We start from the raw sequence: 17,428 nt of genomic DNA, 5'->3' as shown, positions 1-17,428 counted from the left end.
GAACTGTCCCGCGCGCGGGTGGGGGAGGGCAGCGCCCTCCCCAAGGGGGGTCCGGGGGCCAGCCCCCGGCGGGGGGATGTGGCCCGCCAGGGCCTCCGATGGATCAGCGCTCGCCGCCCTTCTTGCCCTGAAGGCTCCCGAGGTGCTTCTTCAGCGCGCCCGCGTTCTTCTGGCGACGCCCCTTGAAGGGGTTGCGGTCGCTCTGGCCACGCATGTGCAGCCGGATCGGGGTGCCGGGCATGTCGAATGCCTCGCGCAGACCGTTCACCAGGTAGCGCGAATAGCTTTCCGGCAGCTTGTCGGGATGGCTGCACATCACCACGAAACCCGGCGGCCGCGTCTTGGCCTGCGTCATGTAGCGCAGCTTGATCCGCTTGCCCTGCGGCGCCGGCGGCGGGTGATGCGCCACCATCTGGCTCAGCCAGCGGTTCAACTGGGCGGTCGGCACCCGGCGGTTCCAGACCGCGTGGGCCTGGAGCACTGCCTCCTGCAACTTGTCCAGCCCGCGCCCGGTCCGCGCCGAGACCGTGACCAGTGGCGCTCCCCGCAGTTGCGGCAGGACGTGCTCGAACTGCTCGCGCAGCCAGCGCAGCTTTTCCTGCTTCTGGTCCTCGATGTCCCACTTGTTCACGGCCACGACCACCGCGCGCCCCTCGCGTTCGGCGAGGTCGGCGATCTTCAGGTCCTGCGTCTCGAAGGGGATGGCCGCGTCGAGCAGAACGACCACCACCTCGGCGAACTTGACCGCGCGGATGCCGTCCGAGACAGACAGCTTTTCCAGCTTTTCCTGCACCTTGGCACGCTTGCGCATACCCGCCGTGTCGAACACCCGCACCGGCACGCCGCCCCAGTCCATCGTGACCGAGATCGCGTCGCGTGTGATCCCCGCCTCGGGCCCGGTCAGCAGCCGCTCCTCGCCCAGAAGCGCGTTGATCAGCGTCGACTTGCCCGCGTTGGGCCGGCCCACCACGGCGATCTGCAAGGGCTTTTCCCGGGTCGGCACCGGCACCTGCGTCTCGCCCGCCTCGGCCTCTTCCTCGGTCAGCGAGACCTCGACGGCGGGCGCCTCCTCGGCGGCGCGCTCTTCGTATTCGTCCGACAGCGGCAGCAGGACCGAATACAGCTCGTTCATGCCCTCGCCATGCTCGGCCGACAGCCGGATCGGCTCGCCAAGGCCCAGCTCGTAGGCCTCCAGCACGCCCGCGTCCGCCGCGTTGCCCTCAGCCTTGTTTGCGGCGAGGATGACGTGCTTGGCCCGCTTGCGAAGGATCTCGGCAAAGACCCGGTCGTCGGGCAGCAGGCCGGTGCGTGCATCCACGAGGAACAGGCAGATATCGGCCATGTCCACCGCGCGCTCGGTCAGCCGCCGCATCCGCGCAGGCAGCGAGTCGTCGGTCTCGTTCTCCAGTCCTGCCGTGTCGATCACGGTAAAGCGGATGTCGCCCAGCCGCGCCTCGCCCTCGCGCAGGTCGCGCGTCACGCCCGGCTGGTCGTCGACCAGCGCCAGGCGGCGCCCCACGAGACGGTTGAACAGGGTCGACTTGCCCACGTTGGGCCGGCCGACGATGGCGAGAGAGAAGGACATCGAACGCTCCACAAGATCAAGCGCGGCGCATAGCGCATTTGCCGCGCCGCCGAAAGCCCGTTTGCGGGTTTCGTCCCGCAGCAGGCCGCGCTAATCCTGCGGCCATGGATTTGCAAGTGTCCGATCTGATGGTGGCGCGCGGCGGCGTGCCGGTGCTTGACGGGGTGGATTTCACCCTGTCGCCCGGCCGTGCGCTGGTTCTGCGCGGCCCGAACGGGTCGGGCAAGACCACGCTCCTGCGCACCGTGGCCGGGCTGCAGCCACCGCTCGAGGGCCGCATCGAAGGCGCCGGAGATCGCATCGCCTACGCCGCCCACGCGGACGGGCTCAAGACGCAACTCACGGTGCGCGAGAACCTGACCTTCTGGGCCCGTGTCTTTGCCCATGACGGGGTCGAGGCCGCGCTCGACGCCTTCGACCTGCGCGGGCTCGAGGATCGGCCCGCCGGCACGCTTTCGGCCGGGCAGAAACGCCGGCTGGGCCTTGCCCGGCTCATGGTCACCGGGCGGCCGGTCTGGGTTCTGGACGAACCGACGGTCTCGCTCGACGTGGCCTCCGTCGCGCTCTTCGCCGAAGCGGTGCGCCGCCACCTGGCACAGGGCGGATCGGCGCTGATGGCGACGCATATCGACTTGGGCCTGGCCGAAGCCGACGCGCTCGACGTCACGCCTTTCCGCGCGACCCCTCGCGTCGCCGCACATGACGAGGCCTTCCTGTGATCGCGCTGCTGCTGCGCGACCTGCGGCTTGCGGTGCGGGCGGGCGGGGGTTTTGGCCTTGGCCTCGCCTTCTTCCTGATCGTGGTCGTCCTGGTGCCCTTCGGCGTCGGCCCGGAAACCGCCCTGCTGGGAAGGATCGCGCCCGGTGTGCTCTGGATCGGCGCGCTGCTCGCCTGCCTGCTGTCGCTCGACCGCATCTTTGCCCTCGACTGGGAGGATGGCAGCCTCGACCTGCTGGCCACCGCACCCCTGCCGATGGAGGGGATCGTCACGATCAAGGCGCTGGCCCACTGGATCACCACAGGTCTGCCGCTGGTGCTGGCCGCGCCTGCGCTGGGCGTGCTGCTGAACCTGCCCGCGGGCGGCTATCTCTGGGTGCTGGTCAGCCTGGCGCTGGGCACGCCCGCGCTGTCGGTGATCGGCACTTTCGGCGCCGCGCTGACCGTGGGTCTGAAACGCGGCGGCCTGCTGCTGTCACTGCTCGTCCTGCCGCTCTACGTGCCGACGCTCATCTTCGGCGCCGAGGTCGCCCGCCGCGGGGCCGAGGGGCTGGCGGTGGAAACCCCGCTGCTGATGCTCGCAGGGATCAGCTTCGGCGCGCTGGCACTGCTGCCCTTCGCCAGCGCCGCCGTCCTGCGCATCAACCTGCGCTGAAGGGCCAACCGTCCCCCGGCTTCATCTTGCCCTTAAACTCCGGGGGTCCGGGGGCAGAGCCCCCGGCGGGTCGGCGCGGCGCCAGCCGCGGCGAACCCTGACCGCGCATGCAGCCTCTGGTGCCCGCCCGGCGCGTCGATTATCCAGCCGCCATGAGTGACGCATACGATCCCGCCCAGGACGGCGCGAAGACCGCCTTCGCCGATGCCATGAGCTATGGCGACTACCTGTCGCTCGACGCGATCCTGTCTGCGCAACAGCCGCTGTCGCAGGCGCATGACGAGCTGCTGTTCATCGTCCAGCACCAGACATCCGAGCTCTGGATGCGGCTGGCGCTGCACGAATTGCACGCCGCACGCGAGGCGCTGCATCACGGCCTCTTCCCGCCCGCCTTCAAGATGCTGGCCCGCGTCGCCCGGAACTTCGAGCAGCTGAACGGCGCCTGGGACGTGTTGCGCACCATGACGCCCAGTGACTACACAGCCTTCCGTGCCGCGTTGGGGCAGTCCTCGGGCTTCCAGTCGCATCAATACCGGCTGATCGAATTCACCCTCGGCAACCGCAACTCGGCGATGATGCGGGTGTTCGAGCATCGCCCGGACCTGCACGCGCGGCTGACCGACGAACTGGTGCGGCCCTCGCTCTACCACGTGGCGCTGCGCGCGCTGGAACAGGGGCTTGGCCGCGACCTTGGGCTGGCCGACATGCCCGGTGACCGGCCGTACGCGCCACAACCGGCCGTGACCGACGCGTGGGAGACGGTCTATCGTGACCCGCAGGCGCATTGGCCGCTGTATGAGCTGGCGGAAAAGCTGGTCGATCTCGAGGATTACTTCCGCCGCTGGCGCTTCAACCATGTCACCACGGTCGAGCGCGTGATCGGCTTCAAGCGCGGCACCGGCGGCACCTCGGGCGTGACCTACCTGCGCCGCCTGCTCGAGGTGCGGCTCTTTCCGGAACTCTGGGACGTGAGGGGACAGTTGTGAACCTGCCGAGAAAACACCTTTTCGACCTGCCCGACGGCGTGATCTATCTCGACGGCAATTCGCTGGGGCCGCTACCAAGGGCGGTGCCTGAACGCATTGCGAAGGTGACGGCGCAGGAATGGGGTCAGCACCTGATCCGGGGCTGGAACGTGGACGGCTGGATGGCGCAGCCTGTCACCGTGGCCGACCGCATCGCGCGGCTGATCGGCTGCCCGGCTGGATCGGTCGTGCTGGGCGACACGTTGTCGGTCAAGGTCTACCAGGCGCTCTCGGCGGCGGTGCAGATGCGCCCGGATCGCCGCGTGATCCTGTCGGACAGCGGCAATTTCCCGTCCGACCTTTACATGGCGCAGGGTCTGATCGCGCAGCTGGGCCAGGGGCACGAATTGCGTGTCGTCGCGCCCGAGGCCGTGGCCGGGGCCATCGACGACAACGTGGCGGTCGTCATGCTGACCCATGTCGATTACCGCACCGGCAGGATGCACGAGATGAATGCGATCACCGCAAGAGCCCATGCCGCGGGCGCCTTGATGATCTGGGACCTCGCGCACAGCGCCGGCGCGGTGCCGGTGGATATCGCCGGGTCGGGCGCGGAATTCGCGGTGGGCTGCACCTACAAGTACCTGAACGGCGGGCCGGGCGCACCGGCCTTCATCCACGTCCGGCCCGACATTGCCGAGAGCGTGCAGCCGGCGCTGTCCGGCTGGCTGGGCCATGACGCGCCCTTTGCCTTCGAGCCCGGCTATCGCCCCGGTCCGGGGATCGAGCGGATGCGCGTCGGCACACCGCCTGTGTTGCAGATCGCCGCGCTGGACGCGGCGCTGTCGGTCTGGGACGGGGTCGAGATGGCCGATGTCCGCGCCGCCTCGGTCGCGCTGTGCGAGCTGTTCATCACGCAGGTCGAGGCGCGCTGCCCCGGCCTGCGGCTGGCCTCGCCGCGTGACGTAGGCCAGCGCGGCAGCCAGGTCAGTTTCGCCTTCGAGCACGGATACGCCGCGATGCAGGCGCTGATCGCGCGAGGGGTCATCGGCGATTTCCGCGCACCCGACATCATGCGCTTCGGCTTCACGCCGCTCTATATCGACGAGGGCGACGTGCGCGCGGCGGTCGATGTGCTTGAGGCGGTGATGCGCGACCGGCTGTGGGATGCGCCGGACTACCACGCGCGCGCCCGCGTGACCTGAGCGCCTGGCGGCTTGAAACCGTGCCCTGTGCATCGGCTGCGGCGGTCAGGCGAGGATCAGGATATCCCGGCCCAGCAGCGCGTCCGCAACCCCTTCCAGCAGGATTGTCCCGCCTTCCCAGGTCACCAGCGTATCGGCCCCCTGCGCCTTAAGGCTGGCGCCCGCGGTGCCGAAAAGGTGCAGCCGGTCGGTGCCGGGCAGGAAATCGCGGATCACGTCGGCATCGCCGTCGGACCCGACCGCGCGGAACACGAAATCGTCCGCGTCCGCCCCGCCGCGCAGCGTGTCATCGCCCGCGCCGCCCTCCAGCCAGTCGGCCCCGCCGCCCCCCAGCAGCAGGTCGTTGCCCGTGCCGCCCACCAAACTGTCGGCGGCCCTGCCGCCGAACAGCCGGTCGTCGCCCGCGCCGCCCTCGAGCGTGTCGCGGCCGCGATTGCCGAACAGCGTATCGGCACCCTCCTCGCCGGCCAGCGAATCGTCGCCGCGCTGACCGGCGGCGAAATCGTCGCCCGTGGCCAGCCAGAAGCGGTCGTTGCCCTCGCGCAGGAACACCCGGTCATGGCCCAACAGCGCGATGCGCTGGCCGCTGGCCGGCTCGGTGCTGGTGCCGTCCAGCGTGGTCGAGGAGTAATTGTCGATCCAGGTCCAGTCCTGCTCCAGCAGCAGGCGGATCACGGCGCCCGAGGGGGTGGCCGTGTCGGTCGCCTGCGCGGCGCGCAGTTCTGCCACGTCCAGCGACAGGTCGCTGATCGTCACGTCGTAATCCGGCACGACGATGTTGGCGCGCAGGGCGGTGATCGTGCCGCCGGCGATCACCGTGCGGCCGCCGACCTCCTCTGTGATCAGGGTCTCGATCCGCACGTGATAATCGAGTGCCCCATCGCTGAACCGCCAGGTGTCCGGCGGGCCGCTGGCGCCTTCCAGCGTGGCGCGGTCCAGAAGCCTCTGAAAATAGACCGGTATCACGGAAACGGCAGGCTGGATTCCCGGTTCGAAATGGATGCGGGGCATGATCGTTCCCGTGAATGATGCGCCATCCTACCATGAGTCGCGCAGGCGTGTGCCGAGGAAATCCGTGCATCCGTCGCCGATCTTTGCCATAAGCGCGCCAAACGGCCGCCCCGGCGGCCTTCGGATCGTCGCGTGGGCTGCTGCCGGACGCGGCCGATCCCGTCAGATCAAGAAGGACCCGACATGAAAACCGGCATTCTGGCGAGTTTCGCCAACCGAATCTCGTTGCCCGACCTGTCTCTGGCTCCGACCGAGCGGCTGACCCCCGCCCGGCTGCGGATCGAGTTGCTGGCGGGTCTGACCGTGGCGTTGGCCCTGGTGCCCGAGGCCGTGGCCTTTGCCTTTGTCGCCGGGGTGCATCCGCTTGTCGGCCTTTACGCCGCCTTCCTTGTGGGGCTGGTGACGGCGCTGATCGGTGGACGGCCCGGCATGATCTCGGGTGCGACCGGGGCGCTTGCAGTCGTCATGGTCAGCCTGGTGGCCGAGCACGGCGTGGAATACCTCTTTGCGACCGTGGTGCTGATGGGCGTGCTGCAACTGCTGGCGGGCGTGATGCAATGGGGCAAGTTCATCCGCCTGGTGCCGCATCCGGTGATGCTGGGCTTCGTCAACGGGCTCGCCATCGTGATCTTCCTGGCGCAGATGAGTCAGTTCAAGGTGCCGGGCTCGGTCGAGAATACCGGGCATGGAATGGGCGGCGGCGAATGGCTGTCGGGCCTGCCGCTGTATCTGATGCTGGGGCTGACGGCGCTGACCATGACGATCATCTGGGTCATGCCGCGCATCAGCAAGACGGTGCCGGCGCCGCTGGTGGGGATCGGCGTGGTCGCGGCGCTGGTGATCGGGCTGGGCCTCGATGTGCCGCGGGTGGGCGACATGGCCTCGATCCAGGGTGGCTTGCCGCCGTTCCACATTCCCGCGGTGCCGCTGACGCTCGAGACGTTCCAGATCATCCTGCCCTACGCGGTGATCCTGGCCGCCATCGGGCTGATCGAATCGCTGCTGACGCTGAACCTCGTGGGCGAGATGACCGGCCAGCGCGGCGGCGCCAGCCAGGAGTGCATTGCGCAGGGAGCGGCCAACCTGCTGACCGGTTTCTTTGGCGGCATGGGCGGTTGCGCGATGATCGGGCAGAGCATGATCAACGTGAAATCCGGCGCGCGGACGCGGGTCGCGGGCATCGCCGCGGCGCTGTTCCTGCTGGTCTTCATCCTGTTCGCGGCACCGCTGATCGAGCTGATCCCGCTGGCCGCGCTGGTGGGGGTGATGTTCATGGTGGTGATCGGCACCTTCGCCTGGAACTCGATCCGCATCCTGGCGCGGGTGCCGCGCATGGATGCCTTCGTCATCCTGCTGGTGACCGTGGTCACGGTGCTGGAGGACCTGGCCGTCGCGGTGGTCGTGGGCGTGATCGTCTCTGCGCTGGCCTATGCCTGGAACAACGCGCGCCGCATCCATGCGCGCAGCTACGTGACGCCCGAGGGCGCGCGGGTCTACCAGGTGCAGGGGCCGCTGTTCTTCGGATCGAGCGATGGGTTCGTGGAACTGTTCGACATCGAGGGCGATCCATCGGTCGTGGTGGTTGATTTCGCCGACAGCCGGGTAGTCGACCAGTCAGCGCTTCAGGCGATCGAGGCGGTGGCGGGGAAATACGAGGCTGCGGGCAAGACGCTCCAGCTGCGCCATCTCAGCCGCGATTGCCATCGCCTGTTGCAGAAGGCGGGCCACCTGATGATCGACAGCGACGACGACCCCGATTACGAGCTGGCGGTGGATTACGGCGTGCGCACCGGGATCCTCGGCGGGCATTGAGCCTGTTCAGAGCCTGATCCGGCGGGGCGCGGCTGCGCCGCGCTCAGGATTTTTCGGCCGCCGGCTGCGCCTGTGGCCTAGGGCCTCGCCTGCGGCTTGGCCGGTGAGCGGCGTCGCCATCGTCGCTCGGACCGATGGCGCGACTTGGCGACCCCCTCACGCTCCCCGCGGTGTTTGAAAACCGGCGAAGATCACGGCGCGAGACCTTTGAGCGCCGCGATGTCGCCCTGTTCGAGGGCAGAGCGGGCGCGGGCGATGGACTCGGGCGGCCAGTGCCACCAGGCGAGAGCGTTCAGCATGTCGATCTCGTCGGGGGTGAAGCGCATCCGTATCCGCTGCGACGGGTTGCCCGCGACGACGGCATAATCCGGGATCGTGCCGCGCACGACGGCGCCCGCGCCGACGATCACGCCGTTGCCGATGCGCGCGCCAGGCATGACTTGCGCGCCATGTCCCAGCCAGACGTCATGGCCGATCACGGTGTCGCGCCTGTCGGGCTGGTAGCTTGCCATGGTCTCGGGGTCGAGGACGGCGAAGGGGTAGGTGCTGATGCCGCGCGTGTCGTGATTGGCCGACGCGGTGATGAAGCGCACGCCGTGGGCGACCTGACAAAAGCGGCCGAGGGTCAGTCTTTCCCGCGAGAAGTCGAACAGGTAGGGCGCAAGGCGTGCCGCCCAGCCGTCGGGCGGCGGCGGATCGAAATCGCTGGCATAGGTGAATTCGCCCACCTCTATGCGCGGATGGCGGATCACGGCGGAGAGGTGGACGGTGCCCTGGTGGGCAGTGCCATCCGGCAGGGTGATGGGGTGGACGCGCGTGGCGTCGGGCAGGGAGAAGGGCATGGGGCCTCCTGGGAATCCGGGTTTCAGGTCACGGGTTCAAAGGGGCTGGTTCATCTCGCTCTCCATCGACGTTCGAGTAGTTTAGCAGGGCGGCGCCGCCAGGACCACCCTGCGGGAGTGTCACTCGCCGGGGCGGGCGAGTGCGAACTTGTCGCGCACCACGGTGTAATCCTTGTAGCCCATGCGCGCGAGCGGGCTGAAGCTGAGCACGTCGAACGTGCCGTCCTTCAGGCAATCGTCGCGCATGTGCACGCCTGTGACCTCGCCGAAGACGACGAAATTGGCGGCACCGGGCAACTGAACGATCTGCGTCAGCTTGCATTCGAGGCTGGCGGGGGCGTTGGCCACGCGGGCGCAGGGGATGGTCTCGCACTCGGCCTTGTCGATGCCGGCGAGGGCGAATTCGTCGATGTCGCGCTCCCACGCGCCCGAGGTCTGGTTCATCGCGTCCTTCATCGCGTATTCCACCACGTTGACGCAGAACACGCCGGTCTCGCGGATCTGCTCGACGCTGTCCTTGGTGCCGCTGCGGTCGGGCTTGGCGCCGGTCGAGGCGAACATGACCTGCGGCGGCACGTAGGCGACAGCGTTGAAGAACGAATACGGCGCGAGGTTGTCGTGGCCGTCCGCGCCGCGCGTGCTGATCCAGCCGATGGGCCGGGGCGTGACGATGGCGTTGAACGGGTTGTGCGGCAGGCCGTGGCCGTCTTCGGGGCGGTAGAACATGCCCGTCTCCTTGCTGTTTGCGCGTCTGTCGCCCCCGTGATAGGCGGCATCGCGCCGGAATGCACGGGGGGTTGCGCGCTGTTTACGCTATCGGACGAACGGCCCGACGACTGGTGGGAGGTCGAGGCGCTTTACGACACCTGCTTTGCGCCGGGGCGGACACTGCTGTCCTCCTACCGGCTTCGCGAGGGCGTGGCGCCGGTGGCGGCGCTGTGCCGGGTGGCGCGTGATCCGCAGGGGATGATCGGCGGCGCGATCCGGTATTGGCCGGTGCGAGTAGGCGGCGCGCGGGCGCTGCTGCTGGGGCCGGTCGCGGTGCACCCGACGGCGCAGGGCGAGGGGCTGGGCGCGGCGCTGATCCGGGATACGCTGGCGCGGGCCGAGGAACTGGGCGAGGACCGCGTGCTGCTGGTGGGCGATGCGCCCTATTACGCGCGGTTCGGGTTCGAACGCCTGGACGGGGTGGTGATGCCGCCGCCGACCAACCCGGACCGCGTGCTGGGCTTCGCACTGCGACCCGGCGCCTGGGACGGCGTGACCGGAGAAGTCACCTCCTGGCAACAAGAGGCTTGATCGCGGCGCCCGGCAGTCCCACCTTTGTCCGGCAAGGGATGGAAGGGGCGCACCGATGGCCGATGCCGTGATCTGCACCGACGGGGCCGAGTTGGACGCCGCGCTGGAAGCGCTGGCGCGACGACTGAGCGGGGCCGGGAATGCCGGGTTGAAGGTGATCGGCCTGATCAACAGACCGACCGAGCGCGCCATTTCCCGCCTGCCGCAGGGCACACAAGAACAGTTGGAACGCCTGACCGCGAAGGCGCTGGAACGCGCGATGGACGCGGCTTCGGCCAGCCAGGGTATTCTGTCGCGTCACCCTTGGGCCGATACCGCCTCGCTGGCGGCGGCAGGGGCGCTGGGCGGCCTTGGCGGACTGCCCTCGGCGCTGGTGGAATTGCCGGTCACCGTGACGCTGATGGCGCGCGTGGTGCAGGGGCAGGCGCGGGCGCATGGCTATGACCCGGACGAGATGCAGACACGGCGCGACTGCCTGCTGGCCTTTGCCGCAGAGGGGCCGGTAGCCGGGCGCGACGGGGCCGACCTGGGCTTTCTCGCCACGCGTCTGACGCTGACCGGGGCCAGCGTGCGCGCCGGCATCGGCATGGTGGCGCCGCGCGTGGCGGCGCTGATCGGGCGCAGCCTGGCCACCCGCGCCGTGCCGGTCTTGGGCGCCGCCACGGGGGCGGCGGTCAACGCCAGTTATGCCGGGTATTACCGCGACATGGCGGGGGTCGTGTTCGGCCTGCGCCGCCTGTCCGAGGAAAGCGGCCTGCCCTTCGACGAACTGGGGCAGCAGCTGCGCCGCCGTGCGGAAACCCTGCCGCTGTCGGATGCCTCGTGATCCGCGTTTAACCTGCGATTAACCTTAAGCCTGTATCAACGAGTCGTGCGGAGTCCGAAACGACCCGCCGCAAAGGCCCGTATCTCAAGAACTGACAGGGCGGGGACGCGCGCAAAACGCGAGCGCCCCCGCCCGCCGGATCAGACAGGGCCCGCCTGCGTGTCAAAGGCGCGTGTGGTGCCGCGGTTCAAAAGGATCGCGGTCCAGAAAACTGAGCAGACTTGCGCCCGGTGGCCGGCAGAACGCCGCTGCCGGGCGTTTCCTTCGCACCTGTCAGTCGGCGCCGCGCAGGTGCTCCATCACCGCCTGGCGGACGCTCTGCTCACCGGCGTCGCGGACCGCGTGGATGACCTTTCGCAAGGCGCGCAGATCGGTGCGCAGGATCAGCGACTTGACCGGCCCGACAGAGGCGGGGCGCATCGACAGGGCGCGGAACCCGATGGCGGCAAGGCAGACCGCCTCGATCGGCCGGCCCGCGTCCTCGCCGCAGAAACTCAGCTGCGTGCCCGAGGCCTCGCAGCGGTCGACGATGTTTTCCAGGAAGGTCAGGAAGCTGACATTCAGCGTGTCGTAGCGGCGACGCACCAGCTCGTTTTCGCGGTCGGCGGCAAAGAAGAACTGTTTCAGGTCGTTGCCGCCCACCGACAGGAACTGCACCTCGTCGAAAAAGCGTTTCGAGGCGTAGGCGAGGCTGGGGGTTTCCAGCATCGCTCCGACTTCCAGCCGCTCTGGCAGGACATGGCCCAGCTTGCGCTCGCGCGCCAGCGCCTTGTCGATCTCAGCCTTGGCGCGGGTGAACTCGTCACACTGCGCAACGAAGGGAAACATCAGCGACAGAGGCCGGCCCTTGGCGGCGCGCAGCAGCGCCTGCAACTGCATCCGCATCACGCCGGGCTTGTCGAGGCCCACGCGGATCGCCCGCCAGCCCAGCGCCGGGTTGGGCTCGTCCTGCGGTTTCATATAGGGCAGAACCTTGTCCGACCCGATGTCGAGCGTGCGGAACACCACGCGCCGGCCCTGCGCCGCGTCCAGCACCCGCGCATAGAGCGCGGCCAGCTCGGTGCGGGTCGGCATCTTGTTGCGGACAAGGAACTGCAACTCGGTGCGGAACAGGCCCACGCCCTCGGCGCCGGAACTGGCCAGCGAAGGCAGGTCGGCCATCAGGCCCGCGTTCATGAACAACTCGACCCGCTGGCCGCAGGCCGACACGCAGGGCACGTCGCGAATCGAGACATAGCGTTCCAGCGCCTGCGCCTGCATCGCCAGCTTGTCGCGAAAGGCCGAGGCGACGCTTTCGTCGGGACGCAGGTGCACGATGCCCTGATCGCCGTCGATCATGATCCGGTCGCCGTTCAGCGCCTCGTTGATAATGCGTTCCGCATGGACCACCAGCGGGATCGCCAGCGCGCGGGCGACAATCGCCGCGTGACTGCCGACCGAGCCCTCTTCCAGCACGATCCCGCGCAGGTTGCGGCCGTATTCCAGCAATTCGCCCGGCCCGATGTTGCGCGCGATCAGGATCGGGTTTTCCGGCATCTCGCTGCCGGTCTCCTTGCCCTGTCCGGTCAGGATGCGCAGCAGCCTGTTGCTGAGGTCGTCGAGATCGTGCAGCCGCTCGCGCAGGTAGGCGTCGGTGACCTGTTCCATCCGCGCGCGGGCAGTGGATTGTTCCTTTTCCACGGCCGCTTCGGCCGATAGACCGCGGGCGATGTCCTCTTCCATGCGGCGCAGCCAGCCCTTGGAATTGGCGAACATCCGGTAGGCTTCGAGCACCTGCACCTGTTCGCCGTCCTCGCCCGCGCCGGCCAGGATCTCGTCGACGCTGATGCGCAGCTTGTCCACCGCGTCGCGCAGCCGCCGGCTTTCGCTTTCGGGATCGTCGGCCACCAGTTTCGTCACCACGACGCGCGGTTCGTGCAGCCAGACATGGCCCATGGCGGCGCCTTCCTGCCCGGTGGTGCCGCGCAGCATGACGGGGCGGGTGTGGCGCGCCTTCAGCGCCGCGCCCTCGCCGACGAAGGCGCCAAGTTCCGTCATCTCGGCCAGCACCATCGCCACGACCTCGAGCGCATAGATCTCGTCGTCGGTAAAGCGCCGCGCCTCCTTGGACTGCACGACCAGCACGCCCAGCTTTTCGCCCAGCCGCTGGATCGGCACGCCGAGGAAGCTGGAATAGATTTCCTCGCCGGTCTCGGGCATGTAGCGGAACCCGCGTTCCGATGGCGCGTCTGCGGTGTTGATGAGTTGCCCGGTGCGGGCGACACGGCCCACCAGGCCCTCGCCCAGTTTCATCCGCGTCTCGTGCACGGATTCGGGCTTGAGACCCTGCGTGGCGCAGAGTTCCAGCGTGTTCTCGTCGCGGAACAGGTAGATCGAGCAGACCTCGCTGCCCATCGAGTCGGCAGTGAGATGGGTGATCTTGTCCAGTCGCGCCTGACCCGCGGCCTCTTCGGCCATCGTGTCGCGCAACCGGCCAAGCAGCTTGCGGCTTTCCGATTCCAGTCCGTTCGGCATTTCGCCCTCTCGATCTCCCAGTGCCACCTATAGGCGAGATCGGTGGCGCAGGGGAAGGGCAAGCGCGCAGCGCCTGTGCCACCTTCCTGCTCTAGCCTGCATCGCAGGCAGAAAACAGGCACGGCTTGCTCGAGCCGTGCCGCAACTGTGCTCCGGAAGGCCCTGATCAGCCAGCCTTTTCCAGTTCGAACGCGTCGTGCAGCGCCTGCACCGCCAGTTCCATGTACTTCCGGTCGATCAGGACCGAGATCTTGATCTCGGATGTGGTGATGACCTTGATGTTGATGCCTTCGCCGGCCAGCACCTTGAACATCTTGGCGGCGACGCCCGCATGGCTGCGCATGCCGATGCCGACGACCGAGACCTTGGCCACCCCGGTATCGGCGACCAGTTCGTTGAAGTTGATCGCGCCCGATGCCTTGGCGTCGTTCATCGCCTTCTCGGCCCGCGCCACCTGATTGGTCGGGCAGGAGAAGGTCATGTCCGTGCGGCCCTCTTCGGCGATGTTCTGTACGATCATGTCCACGTTCACGCCCGCTTCGGCCAGCGGGCCGAAGATCGCGGCGGCGATGCCGGGACGGTCCGCGACCGAGACCAGCGTCATCTTGGCCTCGTCGCGGGAATAGGCCACACCGGCCACGACCTTGTTTTCCATGATGTCCTCCTCGTCGCAGACCAGCGTCCCGGCCGCGTCGTCCATTTCCTCGAAGCTGCTCAGCACCCGCAGCTTGACCTTGTAGCGCATCGCCAGTTCGACCGAGCGTGTCTGAAGCACCTTGGCGCCCAGCGAGGCCAGTTCCAGCATCTCCTCGAAGGCGATGCGATCCAGCTTGCGGGCCTTTTCGCAAATCCGCGGGTCGGTCGTGTAGACGCCGTCCACGTCGGTATAGATGTCGCAGCGTTCCGCGTCGAAGGCGGCGGCAAAGGCGACGGCGGTGGTGTCCGAGCCGCCGCGGCCCAGAGTCGTGATGCGGCCCTCGGGGCTGATGCCCTGGAACCCGGCGACCACGGCCACTTTCATGCCTTCGGCGAACTTGCGGCTGATGTTGTCGCTGGGGATGGCTTCGATCCGGGCATTGGCATGGGCGTCGGTGGTCTGCACCGGCACTTGCCAGCCCTGCCAGCTGCGCGCGGGCACGTCCATTTCCTGCAGCGTCAGTGCCATCAGGCCGGCGGTCACGTTCTCGCCCGAGCTCACCACGGCGTCGTATTCGCGCGCGTCGAAAAGCGGAGAGATCTCGTCGACATAGCCGACCAGCTTGTTGGTCTCGCCGGCCATGGCGCTGACGATGACGATGACGTCATAGCCTTTGGCCACCTCGACGCCGACGCGCTTGGCGGCGCGGCGGATGCGGTCAGGCGTTGCGACGGAGGTTCCGCCGAATTTCATCACGAGAACGGGCATGACATTTCCCCGGGTCAGATCGCGCGTGGCTTACGCGGGGTCGGGGAAAAGGGCAAGGGCGGCGTGTTGGCGCAGGCCGGGCCTGCGCCCTTGGCGCCTCAATGGGCGTGCGCGCGCGGCGCCTCAATAGGGATGGTCGCGCCCGTCCCAGGTCTGGAAACATCCGGTTATTGCCAGCGACAGGTCGTCGAGCCGCTGCGCCAGGCCCTTGGCCGCCTCGTTGGTGCCGATATCCGCCGAAGACCCGCCCATGTCGGTGCGCACCCAGCCGGGGTGGTAGATGCCTACGGCGATGCCCTGTGGCTTGAGGTCGGCGGCGAGGTTGCGGCCCAGGTTCAGCGCGGCGGCCTTGGACGCGCGGTAGATATAGGACCCGCCCGGCGCCTTGGTGTCCGAAGCCATCTGGCTGGAGATGATCGCGATGCGCGGGCGCCTGGCCGCGCGCAGGTTGGGCAGCAGCGCCTGCACCGCCAGGAAGACGCCGGTCACGTTCACGGCAAAGGTGTCGGCCCACATCTGCGCTGGATAGCCGGTCTCGAGGCTCTGTCCCTTGTCGGCATAGACGCCGGCGTTGCAGACCAGAACCTCGACGGGCTTGCCTGCCAGCCGCTGTGCCAGCGCCGCGTGCGAGGCGGGGTCTGTGACCTCGAGCGGCCAGTCACCGCTGCGCGCCGTGCCGATCACGTTGTGGCCCTGTCCGGCCAGTTCCGCGGCCAGCGCCGCACCGATACCCCGGTTCGCACCGGTGATGAGAATGGTCATGTCCTGTCCCCTTGCTCTGCTCGTCGCTACCGTAGCGCCGGGGCGCGCGGCGTCCAGAGGCGGGGTCAGTTGCTCTTGCGGCTGGGTGTGAAGGGCAGGGGGGCTATGGGAATGCCCTCGTCTGCCAGGGCGGCGGCCTCGTCGCCGCGGGCCTCACCCCAGATCGGGCGTTCGGGTGTCTCGCCAAGGTGCATCGCGCGCGCCTCGCGCACGAAATCGCGGCCCACATAGTCGCTGTTGGCCTCGACATGGGCGCGCAATCGGGCCAGCGCCTGCTCCGCGGGGCTTGCGGGCTGCGACAGGGGGCGTTCGGGTTCGGCCGTCTCGGAGGCGGCGACGCGGGGCGCCATCAACGCCTTTTCGACCTGGGATGTGCCGCAGACCGCGCAGGCCAGGTGACCCGACGCCTTGAGGCTGTCGAAGGCACCAGCCGACTGGAACCAGCTATCGAAGCCGTGGCCCTCGGCGCATTTGAGGTTGTATCGGATCATCCCTGCTGCCCGCATTGTGTTGCATGGAACATAACCATGCCACGGCAGGGTTCAAGTTTCCCTGAACGCCGGCAGCGTTTCCAGCACGAGGTTGCATAGCGTTTCGACATCCGTCCCGGTGCGCAGCGCCTCGGCCGCACGGGCGCCGGCCTGTGCCTGCGACTCCGGCTGTGCAAGGCGTGCCAGCGCCTCGGCCAGTTCGGCCGCATCCGTCACGCGGAGTGCCGCATCGGCGGCGTCGAGCCGGGCGAAGGGGTCGGCGAAATTCGCCACGTCCGGCCCGTGGATCAGCGCGCTGCCGAAGGCCGCAGGTTCGTAGGGCGTGTGACCGCCCCGGTCGGTCAGCGTGCCGCCGATGAAGACCCGTCCGGCCAGCCGATACCACAGCGCCATCTCGCCCATCGTGTCAGCCAGGTAGACCGCTGCGGCCCCCGGCGCCTCGCCCCGGCTGCGGCGGGCGACGCCCAGCCCTGCGCCCCGCACCATTGCCTCGACCGCGTCGCCGCGCGCGGCATGACGCGGGGCCAGGATCAGGCGCAGGTCGGATTGTTCCGCGCGGGCGAGGCGGTGGGCCTCCAGCACGGTTTCCTCCTCGCCCTCGTGGGTCGAGGCCGCGAGCCAGGTCTGCGCGCGCGGCAAGGCCGCCTGTAACGCAGCATCCGGCATGGGCGCCGCGGCGGGATCATACAGTGCCTTTAGGTCGGTCAGCGGGCCGATGGCATTCTCGGGCAGGCCCAGGGCGCGCAACCGGTCGAGGCTGGCGGCGTCCTGCGCCGAGACCAGCGTGCAGCATGACAGGACACGGCGGGCCAGGCGAGGCAGAGTCCGCCAGACCCGTGCGGTGCCGGGCCGCATCCGCGCACCCAGCAGGATCACCGGGCCGCGACATTGCAGGAACCGATGCGGCCAGATCTCGGATTCCAGAGCGACATGCGCCACCACCCGCCAGCGCCGCAGAACCCGTGCCGTGACCCGGGACAGGTCGACCGGGGCGGGCAGGGCGGTGACGCGGGGCAGGCCCCAGCCGGTGACAAGCGCCTGCCCGGTGTCGGAATTGCAGGTCACCAGGACATGCAGATCGGGCCTTTGCTGCACGATCCGGGTCAGGACAGGGCGGGCCGAGGACAATTCCCCGTTCGACGCGCCATGCCACCAGACATGCGGGGCGTCTTTCTCCGGGGCGATCAGGCCCAGTCGCGCGCTCAGCATCGGCCAGCCGCCCTTGCGCAGGGCGCCCACCGCCACGACAAGGGCGAAGAGGCTGACGAGCAGGCGATACAGGGGCAAGACGCGGCTCCGGTCGGGATGGCGCGGGCATAGGCCGGGCAGGGGGCGCTTG

At 68.7% G+C, this 17,428-nt stretch carries 16 protein-coding genes; 7 read left to right on the top strand and 9 right to left on the bottom strand.

The genetic code is table 11. The features are described from left to right. Positions 1 to 103: 103 nt before the first annotated feature. Positions 104 to 1,585 carry a ribosome biogenesis GTPase Der gene (gene der, locus KB874_RS03265; protein ID WP_212535100.1) on the bottom strand — a complete coding sequence of 494 codons (1,482 nt, stop codon included), beginning with the start codon at positions 1,583 to 1,585 and terminating at the stop codon, positions 104 to 106. Between the two features lie 104 nt (positions 1,586 to 1,689). Here der and ccmA point away from each other — a divergent pair, with 104 nt between their 5' ends. The 4 genes from ccmA (at position 1,690) to kynU (ending at position 5,127) form a co-directional block, all read left to right on the top strand. Then, a complete protein-coding gene (ccmA, locus tag KB874_RS03260) occupies positions 1,690 to 2,304 on the top strand; it encodes a heme ABC exporter ATP-binding protein CcmA (protein ID WP_212535099.1) in 615 nt (204 codons plus the stop codon). Next, positions 2,301 to 2,957 (top strand): heme exporter protein CcmB, encoded by a 657-nt coding sequence (gene ccmB, locus KB874_RS03255; RefSeq protein ID WP_212535098.1) that lies wholly within the window; start codon positions 2,301 to 2,303, stop codon positions 2,955 to 2,957. Before ccmA ends, ccmB begins: the two co-directional genes overlap by 4 nt. A 152-nt stretch (positions 2,958 to 3,109) precedes the next feature. Beyond that, complete coding sequence (locus KB874_RS03250) at positions 3,110 to 3,943, top strand: tryptophan 2,3-dioxygenase (RefSeq protein WP_212535097.1); 834 nt, start codon at positions 3,110 to 3,112, stop codon at positions 3,941 to 3,943. After that, positions 3,940 to 5,127, top strand: a complete 1,188-nt coding sequence (gene kynU / locus KB874_RS03245) for a kynureninase (RefSeq protein WP_212535096.1) — start codon at positions 3,940 to 3,942, stop codon at positions 5,125 to 5,127. Before KB874_RS03250 ends, kynU begins: the two co-directional genes overlap by 4 nt. 45 nt (positions 5,128 to 5,172) lie before the next feature. Here kynU and KB874_RS03240 read toward each other — a convergent pair whose 3' ends face one another. After that, entirely contained in the window at positions 5,173 to 6,138 is a 966-nt protein-coding gene (locus KB874_RS03240; protein WP_212535095.1) for a calcium-binding protein, read from the bottom strand. A gap of 183 nt (positions 6,139 to 6,321) precedes the next feature. On the opposite strand from KB874_RS03240, the gene KB874_RS03235 reads away from it, so the two are divergent. After that, positions 6,322 to 7,950, top strand: a complete 1,629-nt coding sequence (locus tag KB874_RS03235) for a SulP family inorganic anion transporter (protein WP_212535094.1) — start codon at positions 6,322 to 6,324, stop codon at positions 7,948 to 7,950. Positions 7,951 to 8,141: 191 nt separating this feature from the next. Here KB874_RS03235 and KB874_RS03230 read toward each other — a convergent pair whose 3' ends face one another. Together KB874_RS03230 and KB874_RS03225 are read right to left on the bottom strand one after the other, a co-directional pair. After that, positions 8,142 to 8,792: a CatB-related O-acetyltransferase gene (locus tag KB874_RS03230; RefSeq protein WP_212535093.1), complete on the bottom strand. Its 651-nt coding sequence runs from the start codon at positions 8,790 to 8,792 to the stop codon at positions 8,142 to 8,144. A gap of 120 nt (positions 8,793 to 8,912) precedes the next feature. Continuing rightward, complete coding sequence (locus tag KB874_RS03225) at positions 8,913 to 9,518, bottom strand: flavin reductase family protein (RefSeq protein WP_212535092.1); 606 nt, start codon at positions 9,516 to 9,518, stop codon at positions 8,913 to 8,915. 36 nt (positions 9,519 to 9,554) lie between these two features. On the opposite strand from KB874_RS03225, the gene KB874_RS03220 reads away from it, so the two are divergent. Together KB874_RS03220 and KB874_RS03215 are read left to right on the top strand one after the other, a co-directional pair. Next, positions 9,555 to 10,091 (top strand): GNAT family N-acetyltransferase, encoded by a 537-nt coding sequence (locus tag KB874_RS03220; protein WP_428849222.1) that lies wholly within the window; start codon positions 9,555 to 9,557, stop codon positions 10,089 to 10,091. A 55-nt stretch (positions 10,092 to 10,146) separates the two neighbouring features. Continuing rightward, positions 10,147 to 10,917 carry an EcsC family protein gene (locus KB874_RS03215; protein ID WP_212535091.1) on the top strand — a complete coding sequence of 257 codons (771 nt, stop codon included), beginning with the start codon at positions 10,147 to 10,149 and terminating at the stop codon, positions 10,915 to 10,917. Positions 10,918 to 11,190: 273 nt separating this feature from the next. On the opposite strand, the gene ptsP is transcribed toward KB874_RS03215, so the two are convergent. From ptsP to KB874_RS03190, 5 genes are all read right to left on the bottom strand, one after another. Next, positions 11,191 to 13,431, bottom strand: a complete 2,241-nt coding sequence (ptsP, locus tag KB874_RS03210; protein WP_212535090.1) for a phosphoenolpyruvate--protein phosphotransferase — start codon at positions 13,429 to 13,431, stop codon at positions 11,191 to 11,193. A 166-nt stretch (positions 13,432 to 13,597) separates the two neighbouring features. Further along, positions 13,598 to 14,836, bottom strand: a complete 1,239-nt coding sequence (locus KB874_RS03205; RefSeq protein ID WP_212535089.1) for an aspartate kinase — start codon at positions 14,834 to 14,836, stop codon at positions 13,598 to 13,600. Positions 14,837 to 14,959: 123 nt separating this feature from the next. Next, positions 14,960 to 15,598: an SDR family NAD(P)-dependent oxidoreductase gene (locus KB874_RS03200; RefSeq protein WP_212535088.1), complete on the bottom strand. Its 639-nt coding sequence runs from the start codon at positions 15,596 to 15,598 to the stop codon at positions 14,960 to 14,962. A 65-nt stretch (positions 15,599 to 15,663) separates the two neighbouring features. Further along, positions 15,664 to 16,089, bottom strand: a complete 426-nt coding sequence (locus KB874_RS03195; protein ID WP_212535087.1) for a DUF1178 family protein — start codon at positions 16,087 to 16,089, stop codon at positions 15,664 to 15,666. A gap of 51 nt (positions 16,090 to 16,140) precedes the next feature. Continuing rightward, entirely contained in the window at positions 16,141 to 17,376 is a 1,236-nt protein-coding gene (locus KB874_RS03190) for a 3-deoxy-D-manno-octulosonic acid transferase (protein ID WP_212535086.1), read from the bottom strand. Between the last annotated feature and the right edge of the window lie 52 nt (positions 17,377 to 17,428).

The sequence above is a fragment of the Thetidibacter halocola genome (genome assembly GCF_018224955.1).
In the GTDB taxonomy this organism is placed as follows: domain Bacteria; phylum Pseudomonadota; class Alphaproteobacteria; order Rhodobacterales; family Rhodobacteraceae; genus Thetidibacter; species Thetidibacter halocola.
The sequence above is the reverse complement of the archived record's forward strand: the minus strand, read 5'-3'. Positions and strand labels throughout refer to the sequence as shown.